Below are 17,768 nucleotides of genomic sequence, written 5' to 3' on the forward strand. Positions count from 1 at the left end.
TAGCAGCCGGCATCGAGCCAACGAACGAACGCAATCACTCATCCGTCCCAGCCCATGCCACGTGGAACGGGACTGCGCGACCGCCGGAGATCAAGACAGCCCGCCCCGGTGGGGAATTGGATTCGACATCGAACCGGACACCGAAGAGGTCGCCATCGGCCATGGAACGCGGGCCGAGCAACAGGCCGATGCCGGAAGCCCGGGCGGTCATCATCAGCGGGACGCGCTGGAGGAGCATGGGACTGTAGGCAGCAGAAACCACCAGGGAATGCCCCAAGGAATGCAGTTGACCCAAATCCCTTAGTGCCTGCGGCGCAAGTTGGTCGGCGTCGTCGACCAACAACGTTGTTTCCCGCGGGAATAACCTGTCTTCGGCCTGCCGGAGGATGCCGGCCCAAAACTCTTCTGTGGAGTGCGGTGGCCCTTGATGTGCGCGCCAGGGTTGGGATGGATTAAGCGCCTGCAGTGCCCGCAGTGTGTTGCTCTTACCGCTTCCCGGGCCGCCAAGAACGGCCACTACCGTGTTACCCGGGACGCGGACAAACGCGGCGGCAACCTCGTCTCCGGCCACCCCCAGCAACTTATCGCGCTGCACCGCATGGACGGGAGTGCTACCCGTCCCGCGGTCGCTGGCGGAGGGGCCCTGACCTGCTGGGATCTGAACTGTTGGCGGCTGTGCCACTGCCGCCAGTGCCATCGCTTCGACCTCCCGGACCGTGATCAGCGCAGGGAGAGGCTCAACCCGGATGGGAGGTACCAGATGGCCCGGATACTCCTGGCCACTTTCGAGCGGCCACTCCGGGGCACATCGCCGATAAATCTGACAGATTGCAGGGCTGCCGCCTGAGACCGGCCCGAAGGCAACAGCCCGTCCCTCGGTGGCGGGCATCGAGGGAATTCGCGGCCACATGGCGCGGCCCTCCTCGGTGGAACCGGCAGGGAAGTAGAAACGGTTTGGTACGGCGCCGAAAAATCTGGCTGTGACAAGTTCCCGCTCCCCCGTGAGCAGAACCGTGATTCCTGCCTTGGCACCGTCACGGACAAGGTCGTGCACCAAATCTTCAGCCCAGGCCAGCGGCCCCGAACGGAAAGCCGACACCCAGGATCCCCAGCCCGAAACGACCAGGACAATACGTACCTGTCCGGGCGCTGGATGGCTCCTCCGCCGGCCCAGCTCACCGGCCAACCGCTCAAGAATCCGCACCCCCCTCCGCAGATCGTCCAGTCCGGCCCGGGCGCCCATCCGGCCTGTGCCAGCCAGCCCGAGGAAACTTCCCGCTGCGTCCAGGACATAGAAATGGGCTTCCTGGGGCCTGGTGAGCAGCTTGTGGACGGCGAGTTCCTGGGCTGCCTGCGAGCCGGACGCGGGGCTGCCGATAAACGCTGCGTGGCCGTGGTGGGCGGGATCCCACACCAGGGGTTCCACCCGTTGCTTCTCCGGCGTATCCATCAGGCCGAGGCAAACACCGGAGGCCGCGTCCACGTGTTCCGGGGCCCACAGGCCGGGGACACCAGAGGCTGGTGACGGGCGGGGAGCAGGTTCTTCCAGGTCCTCCGGCAGGGCGGGGGCAACGGGCCTCCTTGGCGCCTTCTTGCCCTCGTGGGTGCAGAGGTTCCGCACCAATGCCAGCAGTGGTTCCACTGCCTGCACGGGAGTAGACACAGGAGCCGGTGCGGTGGCCTGGCCGGCCACCTGGCAGGCCAGGAAGTCCGTCGTCCGGCGGACAGAAACGAAACCCGGAACTTGGTCCGCTGCCACCGAAGCCAGCGAAGCCCCCTGGAACTCCTCGGCGGCCTCCGTTCCACGGACAAGGAAGGCGCGGCCGGGAGCGTCAACGCTGATCTGGGCCGCGCTCCTGCAATTGATAATGTCCACCGACTCCATATCGGATTGCACGCGAAGGGCGATGCTTGTGGTCACGTTTGCGCGGATATCGGCTGTCAGCGCCCCCTGCGGCCGCTGGGTTGCCATGATCAGATGAATGCCCAAAGAGCGCCCGATTGACGCGATCCTCAGCAATTCACGGAGCACCTCCGGCAGGTCATCAACCAGCATCCTGAACTCGTCGATGACGATGACGAGGTGTGGGAGGGCAAAATCCTCCGACGCACTGGTGGAACGGTACGTGGTTATGTCCGGGACGTTGGCGTCGGCAAGGCACTTCTCCCGGAGGCGCAGTTCGGCGCGCAACGAGGTCAGCGTTCGTTCCATGTCGGAGCTGGCCAGGTCGGTCTGGAGTCCCACGCAGTGGACGAGGCCACTGAGCGGGCTGAGTCCTGAACCGCCCTTGAAATCGATGAAGAAGAAATTGACCCGCTCGGGCGGATAGCTCAGGGCGAGTGCCAGGGTGAGGCTCCGGAGCAGCTCCGACTTCCCAGAGCCGGTGGTGCCCGCCACCAACAGGTGGGGCCCGTCGTACTGCAGATCAATGGTCTTGGTTCCTGATGCGCAGATGCCCAGCGGTATGGCCAGTCCATCCTTATCGAGGCTTGACTGCCAGCGGTCAGCGGTGGCATCGGGCGTCAATGGCAGGACGTCGCCAAGGCCGCAGACAGCGGGAATGTTGCCCGGCCGGTCGTTGTCCTGCCTCCGTACGACCGCCATATGCCGGCAAAAATCAGAGAACACAGCCTCCGGGACCAGATCGGGGACGAAGGTGGTCTCGCGGTGATCCTGGGCCAGGACAGAGTCGCGTTCGGCGAGGATGACGTTGGAAGTTGGCGAAGCCCCGTCCTGGGCCTGAAACTGAAGCACTTGCCATCCCCGCCGGATCGCCGCGTCCCGTATCGAGAGGTCAGCGGCTTCTGCCGGGGTGTCTTCTTGGATCAGCAGGACACCGCGCTCGCAGCCGCGGGGATGCCCTTTGTTCACGACAGCGATGGCCGCGTGTGGCGTTGCGGCCAGGGTCACCCGGGGCAGGTACCGGGCGGCGAGGGGAAGGCTTTCCGGGTTCCCATGGACCAGAACGTGCGTGGCTCCTGCACGCGGGTAGCCTGCCAGTTGCATCAGGACGGACCGCATCGCGCCGTCGGTCGCGGACCGCGGACCGCTCACTGCGGTGAACTGACAGTCAGGGTCGAGGACGACCGGAACCATGCCCGCCGGCGGCGGCGCCGCCCGACCAGCACCTTGACCCTCGATCCTGACATTGGCTGCCTGGTCTGCCTGGCCCAGCCGCAACCACACGCCGCGTGCACCCGGGCCGGACGTCCCATCAGCCGGCTGTGCGGCCAATGCGACGAGGGACAGGGGAGGGGCGCTCCGCCGTCGGCGTTCCCGGTCTTCCGCAACAGCCGCCTTCGTTGCATGGGAGAACTCCCTTTTCTCCCGCGTGCCGGTAACAGCAGAAACCAGGACAGACACTACGGACGCCGCGGAAAAGGCGAGGAACATCCACATTCCAGTGAATATGGCCAGCAGCACCCCGATTGCCAGCGGGAGGACCGCAGCCAGGACCAGGGCTGTCCGGTTGCCGGCGTTTGCACGGCCCTGGACGACGATGGGCTCCGTTACGGACGATCCGGCGTCAGCCAGGGCCCGGCCAGGCGGTTCTGCAACAACCAGCGACAGGGTTGACTGCCCGCACCTGATGCTCGACTCCGTGGAGATGACCCTGGTCCGGATCCTTTCGCCGTCGACATAGGTGCCGTTGGCACTGTCCAGGTCTATCAACAGGATGTCGGTGTCTGTGACCACGATCCGTGCGTGCTCACGCGACAGTTCCGGATCCGGGATGGCTATCCGCGTTCCGCTTCTGCCGATGCTGTAGTTGCCGCGCCGTAAAGGAACGACCGTGCCCGCTGCTGGTCCGCTGTCAACGGCAAGCACCAGGGGAGGCGCCGTGCCGGGAGCCGGCCGCTGGCGGGTGCGCCCGGCGGGCAGGGAGGTACCGCCGTCGACAAGGACCGCTGCTTCTACAAGGGGAGCCACTCCGAGGACCAGGGATCGCAGGTCCTCTCCCTTGACGGCCACGATGCCCGCACGGAATTTCCGGACCAAGTGTTCATGGATTACGGAGCCTGCCGTGCCGGCCGGGGCGCTAATGGACAGTTCCACGGGTGCCTGACCCCGCGCTGATCCGGGGCCATCAACCAGCGTGCAGTTGAGCATCATGGGTTGGGATCCTTCGTGCATGTACCCACACGCTAGCCACAGGACGCAGCCACCGTCAGGAGCTTCGTTGCCTATGTGGATAAACGTGTGGTTTCAGTGGTCCGCTGACGGGGACCGGCCGGTTAGGATCACTACACCCTGGACCTTGCCAGCGGTCCGGCAGCAGCGAAGGAGTCCCTTTGAACACGATTGCTGACAGCGCGGACATCGGCGATGGGGCGCACATAGGCCGCGGCAGCAGGGTGTGGCATCTTGCCCAGGTCAGGGAAGCGGCGCGGCTGGGGGAGAACTGCGTTATAGGCCGCGGTGCCTACATAGGCCCGGGTGTGACCCTGGGGGAGAACTGCAAGGTACAAAATTACGCATTGGTGTACGAACCCGCAGTCTTGGAAGCCGGGGTTTTCATTGGCCCGGCAGTAGTGCTGACTAATGATGTCTTTCCCCGTGCGGTGACCCCGGAAGGGGCATTGAAGACAGAAGATGACTGGGACAAAGTTGGTGTGACCATCAGGCGGGGAGCCGCCATCGGCGCCCGGGCCGTCTGTGTAGCACCCCTGACCATTGGCGCCTGGGCGATGGTGGCGGCAGGCGCCGTCGTCACCAAAGACGTGCCTGACTTTGCCCTCGTGGCGGGTGTTCCCGCACGCAGGATCGGATGGGTGGGAAAGGCAGGCAAACCGCTCCAACGCGAGGATGACCGGTGGATTTGCCCGGCAACGGGGGACGCATACTTCGAGAGCGGGGGAGTGCTGCGCCCCGCCTGATGGAGCTTGTGCGCCGGGTCACAGCGCGCCCATTGATTCGACGGGCCCTGCAGTCCCTCGGGTAGGCTGGAGAGGCAGACAATGCACGCCTTTGCGCTGCCCGCATTCGAACCAGGAGATTTTGTGACCGCTGACCTCGTCATCGTAGGGTCCGGCTTTTTTGGCCTGACAATCGCAGAACAGGCCGCCACTGAGCTCGGCCTGAAGGTCGTCGTCATCGACCGCCGCCACCACATCGGCGGCAACGCGTACAGCGAAAAGGAAGAGCAGACCGGGATTGAGATCCACCGGTACGGCGCCCACCTGTTCCACACCTCCAACGAACGCGTGTGGGAATACGTCAACAGGTTCACCACCTTCACCGACTACGTGCACAAGGTTTACGGCGTCCACAAGGGCGAGGTCTATTCCCTGCCCATCAACCTCGCCACCATCAACCAGTTCTTCCGGGCCAACCTCACGCCCGGGCAGGCCAGGGACCTCATCCAGGAGCAGGCCGGCGAACTGGCAGGAACCGACCCCCAGAACCTGAACGACAAGGGCATCCAGCTGATCGGCCGGCCGCTGTACGAGGCGTTCATCAAGCACTACACCGGCAAGCAGTGGCAGACGGATCCCAAGGACCTGCCGGCCGGAATCATCTCCCGGCTTCCCGTCCGGTACAACTACGACAACAGGTACTTCAACGACAAGTACGAGGGCCTGCCCACCAACGGCTACACCGCGTGGATCGAGAAGATGGCGGAGCACCCCAACATCGAGGTGCGGCTCAACACCGACTTCTTCGACGAGTCCCACGAATACAGCAAGAACAAAGTGGTGGGCAACATCCCCGTCGTCTACACGGGCCCGGTTGACCGTTACTTCGACTACGCCGAGGGTGACTTGTCCTGGCGCACCATCGATTTCGAAGAAGAAGTCCTGGAGGTGGGCGATTTCCAGGGCACGTCCGTTGTGAACTACAACGACGACGACGTTCCCTACACCCGCATCATCGAACCCCGCCACTTCCACCCCGAGCGCGATTACCAGACCGAAAAGACGGTCATCATGCGCGAGTTCTCGCGGTTCGCGGAAAAAGGCGACGAGCCCTACTACCCCGTGAACACCTCCGCGGACCGGGAACGCCTGCTCAAGTACCGCGATCTTGCGGCAGCCGAGAAGGACGTCCTCTTCGGCGGCCGGCTGGGAACGTACAAGTACCTGGACATGCATATGGCCATCGGAGCTGCTTTGAGCATGTTCGACAACAAGATCAAGCCGCACTTCGAAAGCGGCGTGAAGCTGGAAAGCGGAGGCGTGGACGCATGAGCGTTTCGCCGGGCTGGGCGACACTCCAGCGGGTGATATTCCCGCCGGAATCCGGAGTCGACACCATGTCGCTCTATGCGGATCCCGGCCCGGCAACAGGGATACGTTTCCGGGAAAGCGATGAGTCGGCCCGGAATCCCAAAAGGGCAGAGGACAAGCTGCAACTCGTGGGATCAAGCCAGCGGGAGGTGCACTTCGACGACCTGCTGTCCCGGTTCTCCATCCGCGTGCGCTCAGGGGAGCAAATCTCGCTGGGAACGTATTTCAACGCGTTTCCCGCCAGTTACTGGCGGAGGTGGACACACCTGCGCGAGGTTCGCCTGGTGGTCGAGACGTCCGGCCACGGGTCCATCACCGTCTACAAATCAAACGCGCGCGGCACCATTCAACGCGTGGATGGCACACGGGTCGACGGCGAATCGCGAACAGAATTCAATCTTTCCATCAAACCCTTTGGTGATGGTGGGTGGTATTGGTTCGATCTGGCCTCAAGCCGGGGCGACCTTATCCTGGGTGAGGCCCGCTGGGAGGGGGCGCCCGCAGAACGACCCCTTGAAACGGCGACAATTCAGATCACCACAATGAACAAGCCGGACTTCTGCCTCGCCAACGTCCGTGCCTTGGCGGAACACCCGGAAGCGCTTGAGGTTGCCCGGGAAGTACTGATCGTTGACCAGGGCACCGTCAAGGTGGCTGACCAACCCGGCTTCGCTGAAGTTGCAGCCAGCATCGGCCCCAAGCTTCGAGTGATCGACCAAGCGAACCTGGGTGGTTCGGGAGGGTTCGCCCGCGGAATGTATGAAGCTGTTGAAAACGGCAGCGACTACGTTCTGCTCCTTGACGATGATGTTGTGATGGAACCGGAAAGCATCCTGCGCATGATGGCGTTCTCCGGCCGCTGCCGGAAGCCCACCATTGTCGGCGGCCACATGTTCGACCTGTACAGTCGCAGCACGCTGTATTCAATGGGCGAAACGATTGATTCCCGGCGGTTTTCACCCAGCCAGCCGCACCAGGACATGCAGATGCGGCACGACTTCAGTGTGTCGAACCTCCGGCAAACGCCTTGGCTGCACAGGCGCGTCGACGTCGACTACAACGGCTGGTGGATGTGCCTGATACCCACTTCTGTCATCCGCGATATTGGTCTTCCACTGCCGTTGTTCATCAAATGGGACGACTCGGAATACGGGCTGCGTGCCCGGGCCGCCGGCTACCGGACCGTATCATTGCCCGGCGCGGCGCTCTGGCACATCTCATGGATTGATAAAGACGACCTGGTTGGCTGGCAGGCATATTTCCACAATCGGAACCGCCTGATAACCGCCCTCCTTCACAGCCCCCAACCGAAGGGCGGCTCCGTGTTGCGGGAATCTTTTCAAGAAGACGTAAAGCACCTCGTCTCGCTTCAGTACTTCACGGTGCAGAACCGGCTGACGGCGAGGTCGGACCTGCTGACCGGCCCCTCCCATCTGCATCCGTCCCTCGCCACCAAGCTGGACAGCATCAACAAGCTGCGGGACTCCTTCCCCGATGCACAGCTGCGTGAAGACATAGACGATTTTCCGGCCCCTTCACTTGGGGCAGGACTTTCGGGCCGGGGAGAGAGTCAGATGCCTGCGAAGAAGGACATGATCAAGTGGGGCCTGACGACAGTGGCCCGGCAGTTGCTCAAGCAGCCTTCCGCGGACTCGCTTGAACGCCCGCAGGGTTACCTTGCCCACGTCGACAACAGATGGTTCCGTACAGCGCAGTTTGATTCCGTCGTAGTATCCAACGCCGAGGGAACAGCCGCCTCCTGGTACAAACGTGACCCAAAAAAGCTGAAAGCCATGCTGGGCCAGTCCGCTGTTCAGCACGCGGCGCTCTATAAGAACTGGGACGCGCTTGCAGCTGACTACCGCGCAGCGCTTGCGGATCTGGTATCGATGGAGGCGTGGCGGAAAACCTTCCATGGGAACGGGTAGCTGCACCTAAGCAACGAAACGGCTGCCGGATTCACATCCGGCAGCCGTTTGGCATTCTAGATAAGGCTCACGCCCGGTCCACAGCGGATACTGACTCTGCAAGGGGCAGGCTGAACTCTGCACGTTTCACGGTGAGCAGACGGTACAGGCACACGGCACCGGCGGCCAGAAGGGCGATGTAGATGACCGCGAGTCCCTGCCAGGTCAGCGGCGGCTGCCAACGGGGATCAAACATTTCGGTCCAATTGACGTGGTCCTGAATGCCGATGGTGTAGCGCCGCAGTCCCTCCAGGAAGATGTACGTGTGGGCGAGGACGCCCAGGACCAGGCCCCAACGGATCATGGACTTGGACCACGGTGTGATCCGGAACTGGCGGAACCGCGTGGTTACCCCGGCCGCCAGAATCAAGGTCACGACCATGGCGAGTGCGTAGCGGCCCTGCCAGATCCAGCCGAGCTTTTCACTCGAACTGGCTTGGAGGGCGGTGGGCACGGCGATGACCGTGACCGTGAGCAGGGCCATGACCCAGCGGCCGCGCACGGGGCGCGCCGTGTAGGCGAGAAACAGAAGGGCGCCAAACCCGAGCACCCAGGTGTACAGGGTGCCCGGCGGGGGCATGGTGTCAATCCAGCCGAGGACACCGACGTACTCGACCATGAAGAACACTGTCTTATCCAGCATGGCGACGGCCGCATCTTCTGCCCGCATGGGTGCGCCGGCAAGAAGGCTGTCGAAGCTCTTGGCGGAGAAGACCCACCAAAGAGCGAACACGCACGACAACGCAGTGATGCCCATCGCTACTTGGAAGCCGCGCTGGGCCAGCGCTTTCATGAGAGTCCCAAAACCGTAGCAGAGCACGGCTGCGATCGCAGCAAGCGCCAGCCACAGCAGTGAAAGCGGACGGGTGTGCGCCAAGAGTGAAGCTGAAAGGGTAAGGAGGACCAGCGGGAGTCGTTGCAGTGATATCCTGCCGGCCACTTGTTCAAAGACGGCGCACAGGCTGAGGAAGAGGGCGCCAGTGGTCGCAATTTCCAGAGCATTGGGGTTGATGGATCCGGAGAGGAAGAATACGGCCGGCGTCAGGGCAACAGCGGCGGCGATGACGGGCCGCCTGAAGTGGCGAAGCGAGAAGGCGGCCGCGAAGATTGCGGCCAGGAAGAATCCGACAAGCCAGCTGCTGATGATTCTCATGGCATAAATTGCCGGCTCCCCGCTGAGGCCCCGGCTTCCCATGCCAACGATCGCGTAATAGACAGGATTGTAGTTTCCGGCAGACGTCTTTCCTACGGTCCAGCCGCGGTCGGTGGCGTCGATCGGCCGGGCGCAGTCCGCCGTGATGTTCGAGTGCTGGGCAAAGCAACTGCGGACATTCAGGTTCGCAATGTATCCCGGGACCTGGACAACCAAAGGATCTCCCTGCACGCCGGACCCTGTACCCATAAGTTGCCCCCTCGCCACCGCAGCAGCCTTGATGGCGTGCGCGGGTTCGTCAGGGACGGACATCAACGGGGACGCGAAACTCCACACGCTGCCAATGGAGCCGAAAATCAGCCAGGCAACGATGAGGACCCGGATTGGCGACGGCGGGAGGCGGCGCGGGCCGGCAGTCCTGATTTTGGGCATGGGCAAGGGGCGAGTGGAATACGGCATGATAGCTTTAAGGATACTTGGAGGCGGGCTGTGCAGAGGCTGAACACTCCGCAACCATGAGAGGATCACCCACCCATGCCAACACCGCCGTCAGGCACGTCTTCATCAGCGGAAACCCCCGTCGACGCTGCTCCAGCTGTTCCGGGGATGGTCATGGGGCTCTACCGGCACCCGGTGGTCAGGTTCCTGCTTGTTGGCGGCGTTTCGTTTGCCCTGGACCTCGGGCTGTTGGCCATCCTCCACGAAATTTTCGATGTCCCGCTCTGGATAGCGACTCCAATCGCGTTTATCGTGAGCTTGGTTTTCAATTTCCTCCTGCAGCGCCTGTTCACGTTCCGCGCCAACAACAGCGGCAGCATCAGTGCGCTGAAGTACGTCCTGCTGGTGATCGTCAACATCCTGGTCAGCGACCTCATCGTCACTGGGTTCGACGCCGTGGGCTGGACCTACGTCATTGGCAAGACAGCTGCCACCATCCTTACGACGGCGTGGAATTACTTCCTGTACCGGCACTGGATTTTCCGGCGTACACCGGAAGAGACCCGTTCACCGGAAGAGACGCGCTCATAAGAAAACGCGGGTGGTGCGCTGCTGGCTTCCACCCCCGCTGGCCGGCGCGCCTAATTTTGTCCGGCGAAATCGCCGTGTAGGAGACAGGCCTGCAGGACGGCTGACCAAGACTCAGTGCGGCTGCCCGAAAACTGCCTGCCCGCCGTTCGATACCGGGCAGGCAGTTTGAAGGGTAATCCATTGATAACGGGCGGCACACGGATGCCCCGTAAGTAAAGTCCCCATGTCCGCAGAGATGGCCCGGGTCAGTTTATTTTCCCGGCCGCAGGCTCTCGCCGGAGCTCATCTGCGCTTCAGCCACAGCAGCGGTACCGGACGGTGCAGGCTCCCGACCGGTGATTTCCTCCGTTATACCTGACTCAGGGCCTGAATTCGACCGGGCTCCGCCGTCCAGGGACAGGGGCCCCTTCACCAGCGGGCTCCCCGGGTGGAGGTACCGGAAGAGGAGCAGGGCTCCGACCGCTGTCACGAGCAGGTACAGGATGGTAAGGGGCAGCCAGCCCAGGGGCGGCTGCCAGTGCGGTGACGAAAACAGCGTCTGCCAGTTGGCTATCTCGCTGATGCCGACGACGTAGCGGCGCAGAACATAGACAAAGGCGAGCGTGTGGCACGCGACGATGAGCCAAAAGAAGACCCTGGAAATGCGCAACGCCAGAGCCCCGCCGGGGAATCGCAGCTTGCGCAGGCCAAGTCCGACACTGATGAACAGGACTACCACCAAGGGAAGCGTGTAGCGGCCCTGCCAGATGAATCCCATCCCGCGCCACAACGCGGTTTGCAGGAGCGCGGGGACCAGGTACAGCATGGCGAGCGCCACCCAGTAACCTGTCCAGTTCCGCAGCGGGCGGACGCAGAAGGGGACCACCAGGCCTGCAATCATGAGGCCGCCCCAGACAAGGGCAACCAGCTCGGGGACCGGCGTGTCCAGCCAGCCCATGGTCCCAATGTATTGCGGGAAGAAGTCGTAGGTCTGGTCAAGCATGATCATGAAGCCCCTGTAGAGGGGGGCGTCGGGGTGCGGACTGGCAATGCCCTCAGGAGCAACGCCGACGTTGGCGGGGCCGTTCGCTGCGATGTACATCCACAGCAGTCCCAGCAGGGCCCCTGGAACGGCCAGTGCTACCGCCGTGAGGACCCGCCGGTCCCTGAAGACGGTCCCGACCCTGCGGAGACGGAAGGAGCAAACCCCTACGACGAGGGCGCACAGCAGCCACACCAGCGATATTTGCCGCGCATTGGCCAGCACCACCGTCGCGGCCGCGACGGTGGCCAGGGCGGGCAGCACGCGCCTTGTGCCCCTTCGGTTGTCCAGAACGACGACGAAACCTGAGAAGGCAGCCATCGTGGCCGCAATCTCCAATGAGTTGGGGTTGATTCCTCCGCCGAGGAACAGGACCATGGGCGTCATGGCAAGGGCTGCGACAAGGACGGCGTACTTTGGCCGCCTCAGCTCCGTCAAGGCAGTGAACCCAGCGGCGAAGAACACAGCGCACAAGAGCGCGCTGACCAGGCGCATGCCGTAGATTGCGGGTGCGCCGGACATGAACAAGGTAGGAAGCCCTACTATCCAGTAGTACATCGGGTTGTAGGAGCCTGCTGACGTGACGCCGATGTTCGTGAACGTATCGTCCACATAGATGGGCGCTGCGCAGTCGGCTGCCTGTGCCCTGTTGAACTTGTAGCAGCTCTGGGCATGAAGACTGGCGATGTAGTTGGGAACGCGGACGTGGACGCCGTGGCCAAATGATGTGCCGTCCTCAACCAGAACCTGCCCCCGAACCACGGCTGCTGCCTTGATGGTGTGAGCCGGTTCGTCGGGGACGCCCATCAAGGGTGTTGCCAGGGACCACAGCCCAAACAGCAGGAAGAAGATGGCAGTCAGGAGAGCGAAGGTGGGAAGGGGTCGGGGAAGGGAACGCGCGCGAACACTTCTTAGGAATAAACTCACTGTCCGTCTCCAATTGCATTGACGAGGGCGCGCCCTTCGTTCACCGCCCTTTTGCTTGGCGACATGACGAAGGCGAATGCGTTCGCGTTCTTTTGTGCTTCTTCGCTGAGTGCGCTTTCACCGAACGAGCGGGCCAGCCGGCCCATATTTTCGTCGGTATACTCCCTGCACATGTACAGGTAGATAACGGTGGCCAGGCCATAACCCGAGCGCCCATCGAGTGCCTGGGTGACTGCGGTTGATGACGCGGTAACGTTACCGGTGGACACAGCGTCGACCACCGAGGATGCCTGGAGCCGCCGGGGCTTGCCATCGAAAACAAGCTGGGCAGCGATGAACCTGTTCCCGATGATGCTTCCATCAAGGATCGACAGGCCTCCGTTGGTGTCGTCCAGCTTGTTCGCGAGATCCAAGGGGGGAGACTGGACCTGACCTTTTACACTGCCCGGCCATCGGTCCTCGGCGGGCGCGTTCCAGTCGGTTCCCGCGTCTCTGAGGTAGGAATTAACCGGGCGGACAGTATCCGAGGGCCCTTCCTGTACGAGAACGGTGATAGCCACGTCGGGGAGGGTGGTCTCCGGATTCAGTGCCGCTATTTTAGGGTCATTCCAGCGCGTGACGGCCCCCTGAAGGATCTGCGCCAGGGTTTTCGCATCCAGGATTAGATCGTTGACGCCCTTGAGCTTGACGGCCACACCCACGGGCAGCACACCGGCAGCTATGGACATGGCACCCTCGGATGTGCACATTCCCCGGACTGCGGAAGCCTCGGTTTCCGCGAGCGGGGCGGAACCAACAGCGAACTGGGCCTGCCCGTCCTGGAATGCTTTAAGCCCTGCCGCAGACCCGTCGGGGGAGTAGCTGACGTAGGTTCCCTTCACCGTGCTTCCCCACGCGAGGCCCCACGCACTGACAGCTCCCTGGCCTGCATTGCTCCCAATTCCGGTCAGGGCACCCTCGATTGTCCCCGGAGGCATGGTTGCGCATGCAGACAGGGGCAGGAGTGCGGACAGCACAACAGCGGCACCGATTTTAGTTCGTCGAGAAACGGGAATCACCTATCCAGCCTAGTGGTCAAGCACTGCAAGTATGGGCACGGCCGTCGCCACGCCGGTGAAGGGCACACTCATTCACAACCGGAAATCCGGTATAGCCGTGCGTCCTGGCCTTGCGAATCCACCAGGGTTAATCCGTTTCCCGGCGCAAGGTTGGTCAACGCCGGGTATTTTTCGGACCCTGGCAGGTCGATCAGGTAACGGGCCCCAAAATCCAGGACGTACTGCACGTTTTTATTGCGCAGGGCCGCGCAGACGGCAGGGTTGTCCGCGGCCTCTCCGAGCTTTTGATTAATCAGTTCCGTATCAGGGTCGTCCGTTGTAAACAGGTGAGTTGTCAGGACGCGGCGGCCGGTGTAGGCATATGCGAGTGAACTCCCGTTCCACGGATTGTCAGCTATGACTGCATCGGAAGGGACGCGGGACGGGAGCCGCTGTATTAAAGCAAGCTCATCCGGTGTCAGGAGCTCCGATTGTGCGTCGAAGCGGTAAACGGACGAGGCGCCGTTGATGTAGTGGCTCAGCGGGCCTGCGAACGAAGCCAGGAGGGCGAAAACCACCATAGCTGCTGTGGACAGTACTGTTTTCCCGCTCGCACCTGTCCGGTCGATGGAAGCTTCCCATACCTGCCACGTCCGCGTGCCTGGGCGGGAGGAACGGGTTGAATCCCACAGACGCAGACCTCCGATGACGGCAAGCGGGGTCACAAGAAGCGGCAGGAGGGCCGCGAGGCGGTAGGTGTCCTGGTACCAGGTGCCGATCAGGATGTCCCGGATGCTGCCTTTCGGGAACGACGCCGCAACGATATAGAGCCCTCCGAGTACGGCGTAGCACGCAGCCATCCAGCGCCACTTCCGTACCTTGAAGGTGGTGAGGAGACCGCAGACCGACAGGATGGAAACCACTACGGCCGGTATGGCTGATTGCATCGTGCTGGCTGTGAGTATTTCCCCGACGGCGGCGCCCGGCTTCACGGTTGGTCCCCAGTTGTCATAGGGGGCAGGGCGCAACTTCAACCACAGGACCGCGGCAACCGCGAGGATCCCGACGGTCCCGGCAAGGAACAACCAGGCTCCGGCGGGGTTCACCCGCAGCATCTCCCGGCGCGGCATGATCCGCCACCACAAAATGGCGAGGATCGGAAGGCCAAGGGCCACCGTGATGTTGATGGAACTCGTGTGGGCAAATGCGAGACCTGCCAGCGATAACACCAGCGCCGCTGCCCAGCTGAGAAGTGGTTCCGTCCGCGTCCGCCCGATGCGGACCAGCGCTGCGAGTTCGACAATCACAACCGGCATCATGCTGAGGGCCATGGAGTAGGGGAACAAAGGGCCCCAGACAATCATGAGGTAGGGGAAGGCAACTTGTGTGCCGGCGATCACTGCAGCGATGATGAGGGCCGCCGGCCTGCGCGAGATGGTCTTGGCGACGAGGAACAGACAGGAGGCAGGCCAGAGGAGCACGACAATGACCAGGTTCAGAACGTTCTCAGCAGTAGGAATATCCACTGAAGCAAGCTGCACCAGGAGGGCAGCAATAGAATGCCACGCCGCGGGATAGACCGCGTCAAGGCCCTGCACGCCCTGGATCGACGCCAGAGTCAGTGACGAGGCGTTTCCACTGTCGAGGATGAAGCGGATGGCATTTAGGTGAAAGACATTATCGAAGACTTGCGACGGGTGGGCCGGCGATCCCACCAGTTGGATAAACCGCCACGTCATTGGCAACGTCGCGAGGGCAAGTGCAGCGAAGGGCAAGTACTTCCGCCAGTGGGGGGTTGTCAGTCGCCAAGGAACGCCACGGGTCAGGACCAATGCTCCGGCGGCGAGAACCGCGCTGACGAGGAGATAAGGCAGGATGCTCCAGGGCACGTGGAGCAGGCCGCCGAGGACTCCGGCAAATCCGGCGGCTGCTGTTGAGAGCAGGGGGGCGATGCCAAGGATCCCGCCCAACCGGAACTTGAGGCAGGATGCGATGGCGGCGCCGGGAACATAAAGGAGCAGAATTGCCGCTGCCGACGCCGGAAGGATGGTCAGCCAGTTCACGACGGTATTTCCTCAGTCCTGTCCTTCGGTGACGGCTCCCGCATCAACCGGATGATGGCGCGCAGCTGTATGAGGGTCACCGCAATTTCTCCCACCGCTAACCCCAGCGCCCCGCCCGGGCCGCCCATCAGATGCGCCAGGATGACCATGGCCGGGAGCCCGACGATGGCTCCTGCAATAGTGCTGGAGAAAACCACCCGCATCTGTTTGGCAGGTACCAGCCAGTGGGCTCCTGTAGAAGTTGTTATACAGACGAGGAGGAACGACAGGCCGAACCAGAAACAGGTCCAAAAGTCAGCCGCCAAAGCTGACCCAAAAATGGTGGCGCTGGCCCACGGGCCCAGGAGGGCCAGGATCAGCCAGCCTGCTGCGCCCAGGACTGACAAAGCCAGGAGAGAGAACCTTCGCCGCTCCTTGTGGTCCGAGCCGAACTCGTTGACCCAGCCTTGGAGGCTGTTACCCAATGCGGCAGTCGCAAGTTGACCAATGCGGTACAGCTTCTCCGCTGATACGAACGCAGCCAACCCGGAAGTGGAGGCAGCAAACTGCACCACGAGGACCGGAGTAGAGGCGTAGGCTCCTGCCGCGACGGTCACGCCTGCCCCGCCCCTCAGCTCCCAGATTTCCCGAATTACTGCGCGGGGAGTCAGCCCGTGGAAGTCTGTCCGTTCAGCGTGATCCTTGTTGAACCACAAGGTTCCCGCCAGGCCAAGCAGCAGAAGTGCCAGGGGGTAGAGGAAGATCTCACCGGTCGCGAACAAGAGCGGGATAACGCCCAGGGTTGCGACCATGCGGGGAATAACGTCGTATTTAGCAATCCTGCCGGCGTGCCCTGTCGCTATGCAGTACCAGGCCGGGGTGAGCCCTGCGGCCGCTTGGGCACAGGCCATTAGGAAAGCGACCCAGAACTGCTCTCTCACGCCCGTGAATGAGAGGGCGGCTGCCATAAGGGGAATGGCGCAGACGAAGACAAAGAATCGGGTGACGAAACTAGTGGCGTAGAGCCGGCGCCGCGTAATGGGGTCGCTTTGCGAGGCGACGGCGGCAGGACCTGTCAATGGCCACCCAAGACCGATGACAATGGCCGCGATTGCCCCGACGGCCTGGCCCACGGCCAAGGAATTCCAGGCCGGTGCTCCACCGACCCTGGCGATGATGGGCAAGAGGATGAACGACGCAAGCGAGGCGAGCAGCGGCAATCCGGCGAAGGCCGCGATCCTTTTGATCATGTCGTGGTCTCCGCCGCGATGCGGCGACTACGCATAGTCATAGGCATCCTTGCCCAAACGGCCGTTAACGAAGACGTCTTCAACCTCCTGTTTGAACCGGGCACGTTCGTTGAGGATGGTTTCCCGGTAGCTGTCTTGTTTTGCCACTTCCTGCTCGAAGTTGGCGATGAGCTGCGGAAGCATGGCTGCAGCGGTGGCAACCTCGGTGTCTCCCGGCGTGATTTTGTGTTCCCAGGGAATGGGAACGTCAGCGTAGAAGGCGCCTGACCCTCGACGCGCCACGATTGTCAGGGCGCCGGAAAGCGTTGCCTCCCGAGGCATGCGGTCTTTACCGGGGTGGTGCCCCAGGTCCAAATAGACGCCGCATTGCTGCAGGGTCGCAACTACCTCGGCGCGGGTCATCCCGACAATTGGCTGCCATTCAATGCTGGGCGGGCTGGCCGCCTTCACCGCGTCGATGATGTGTCCGCCTTTGGCGGGATTGTAGGTAACCAGTTGGCGGTTGCGCTCGGCGGTGGCCGTGGCCTGGAATTCCCCGGTGGGGGTGTAGTCGGAAACCAAGGATGGCACCACGTCCAATCTGGTGGCTACAAAGGCCCACGCATAAGAGGACTGCACGAGGTGGATGACATCCTTATCGGTGCGCAGTTTTGCCGGCGTCACGCCGTTCTTCCACATACGGGCGAAAGGAACTGCGGCTTCCTTTGCCTTTTCAAACAGGCCAGCCGTATTCCGGTACCACATGCGCTCGGCCATGAAGGTCAGCGAGTTATCGATACTGAGCCACCAGCACATGCGCCGGGCCTGCTTGATGTGGGACATCTCATGGACGTAGGTCTCCGGATAGACCACCACGTTTTCGGCGGTATCGACGATTTCAGCTGCCTCCGGGGCATCGTAGATGTCGTACTGCTCCACGCGGTCATTGCCTGCCGTGTGCGGATGGGGGACCAGATAGGCGTCCTGCCCGAGCTCACGCAGCATATCGACCAGCTGATGGAGGGCTTCCGGCCCTCCTGTACGCAAGCCGCGGTGATAGAGGACAAAGATTGATCCTGAGTTAGTGGTCATGAATATTCTTTCGATGTTGACCGGGCAGTGCAGGGGAATGAGG

At 62.5% G+C, this 17,768-nt stretch carries 11 protein-coding genes; 4 read left to right on the forward strand and 7 right to left on the reverse strand.

Translation table 11 applies throughout. From position 1 onward, the window contains the following. Positions 1–34 precede the first annotated feature (34 nt). Positions 35–4,114, reverse strand: a complete 4,080-nt coding sequence (locus J2T23_RS04060; protein ID WP_307357460.1) for an FtsK/SpoIIIE domain-containing protein — start codon at positions 4,112–4,114, stop codon at positions 35–37. Between the two features lie 179 nt (positions 4,115–4,293). Here J2T23_RS04060 and J2T23_RS04065 point away from each other — a divergent pair, with 179 nt between their 5' ends. The 3 genes from J2T23_RS04065 to J2T23_RS04075 all read left to right on the forward strand — a co-directional run bounded on the left by J2T23_RS04065 (position 4,294) and on the right by J2T23_RS04075 (position 8,156). Then, entirely contained in the window at positions 4,294–4,878 is a 585-nt protein-coding gene (locus tag J2T23_RS04065) for an acyltransferase (RefSeq protein ID WP_307357463.1), read from the forward strand. A gap of 123 nt (positions 4,879–5,001) precedes the next feature. Beyond that, positions 5,002–6,189: a UDP-galactopyranose mutase gene (gene glf, locus J2T23_RS04070; RefSeq protein ID WP_307357466.1), complete on the forward strand. Its 1,188-nt coding sequence runs from the start codon at positions 5,002–5,004 to the stop codon at positions 6,187–6,189. After that, positions 6,186–8,156, forward strand: coding sequence for a glycosyltransferase (locus tag J2T23_RS04075; RefSeq protein ID WP_307357468.1), 1,971 nt, complete (start codon positions 6,186–6,188; stop codon positions 8,154–8,156). The genes glf and J2T23_RS04075 overlap by 4 nt, the downstream gene beginning before the upstream one ends. Before the next feature lie 67 nt (positions 8,157–8,223). Here the strand turns inward: J2T23_RS04075 and J2T23_RS04080 are convergent, their stop codons facing one another. Continuing rightward, entirely contained in the window at positions 8,224–9,807 is a 1,584-nt protein-coding gene (locus tag J2T23_RS04080) for a DUF2142 domain-containing protein (protein ID WP_307357471.1), read from the reverse strand. A 75-nt stretch (positions 9,808–9,882) separates the two neighbouring features. Between J2T23_RS04080 and J2T23_RS04085 the strand changes: the two genes are divergently transcribed. Continuing rightward, the gene (locus J2T23_RS04085; RefSeq protein WP_307357474.1) at positions 9,883–10,377 is read left to right on the forward strand and encodes a GtrA family protein; all 495 of its coding nucleotides are present in this window, start codon (positions 9,883–9,885) and stop codon (positions 10,375–10,377) included. 250 nt (positions 10,378–10,627) lie between these two features. On the opposite strand, the gene J2T23_RS04090 is transcribed toward J2T23_RS04085, so the two are convergent. From J2T23_RS04090 to J2T23_RS04110, 5 genes are all read right to left on the reverse strand, one after another. Further along, positions 10,628–12,325 (reverse strand): DUF2142 domain-containing protein, encoded by a 1,698-nt coding sequence (locus J2T23_RS04090; RefSeq protein WP_141159982.1) that lies wholly within the window; start codon positions 12,323–12,325, stop codon positions 10,628–10,630. Next, positions 12,322–13,302 carry a substrate-binding domain-containing protein gene (locus tag J2T23_RS04095; RefSeq protein WP_141159983.1) on the reverse strand — a complete coding sequence of 327 codons (981 nt, stop codon included), beginning with the start codon at positions 13,300–13,302 and terminating at the stop codon, positions 12,322–12,324. The genes J2T23_RS04090 and J2T23_RS04095 overlap by 4 nt, the downstream gene beginning before the upstream one ends. Before the next feature lie 149 nt (positions 13,303–13,451). Beyond that, positions 13,452–15,425, reverse strand: a complete 1,974-nt coding sequence (locus J2T23_RS04100; RefSeq protein WP_307357477.1) for a DUF6541 family protein — start codon at positions 15,423–15,425, stop codon at positions 13,452–13,454. After that, complete coding sequence (locus J2T23_RS04105; RefSeq protein ID WP_307357478.1) at positions 15,422–16,654, reverse strand: lipopolysaccharide biosynthesis protein; 1,233 nt, start codon at positions 16,652–16,654, stop codon at positions 15,422–15,424. The genes J2T23_RS04100 and J2T23_RS04105 overlap by 4 nt, the downstream gene beginning before the upstream one ends. A gap of 27 nt (positions 16,655–16,681) precedes the next feature. Then, positions 16,682–17,725 (reverse strand): hypothetical protein, encoded by a 1,044-nt coding sequence (locus J2T23_RS04110; protein WP_307357480.1) that lies wholly within the window; start codon positions 17,723–17,725, stop codon positions 16,682–16,684. Between the last annotated feature and the right edge of the window lie 43 nt (positions 17,726–17,768).

Origin of the sequence: Pseudarthrobacter niigatensis, from assembly GCF_030812615.1 — a bacterium.
GTDB lineage: Bacteria > Actinomycetota > Actinomycetes > Actinomycetales > Micrococcaceae > Arthrobacter > Arthrobacter niigatensis.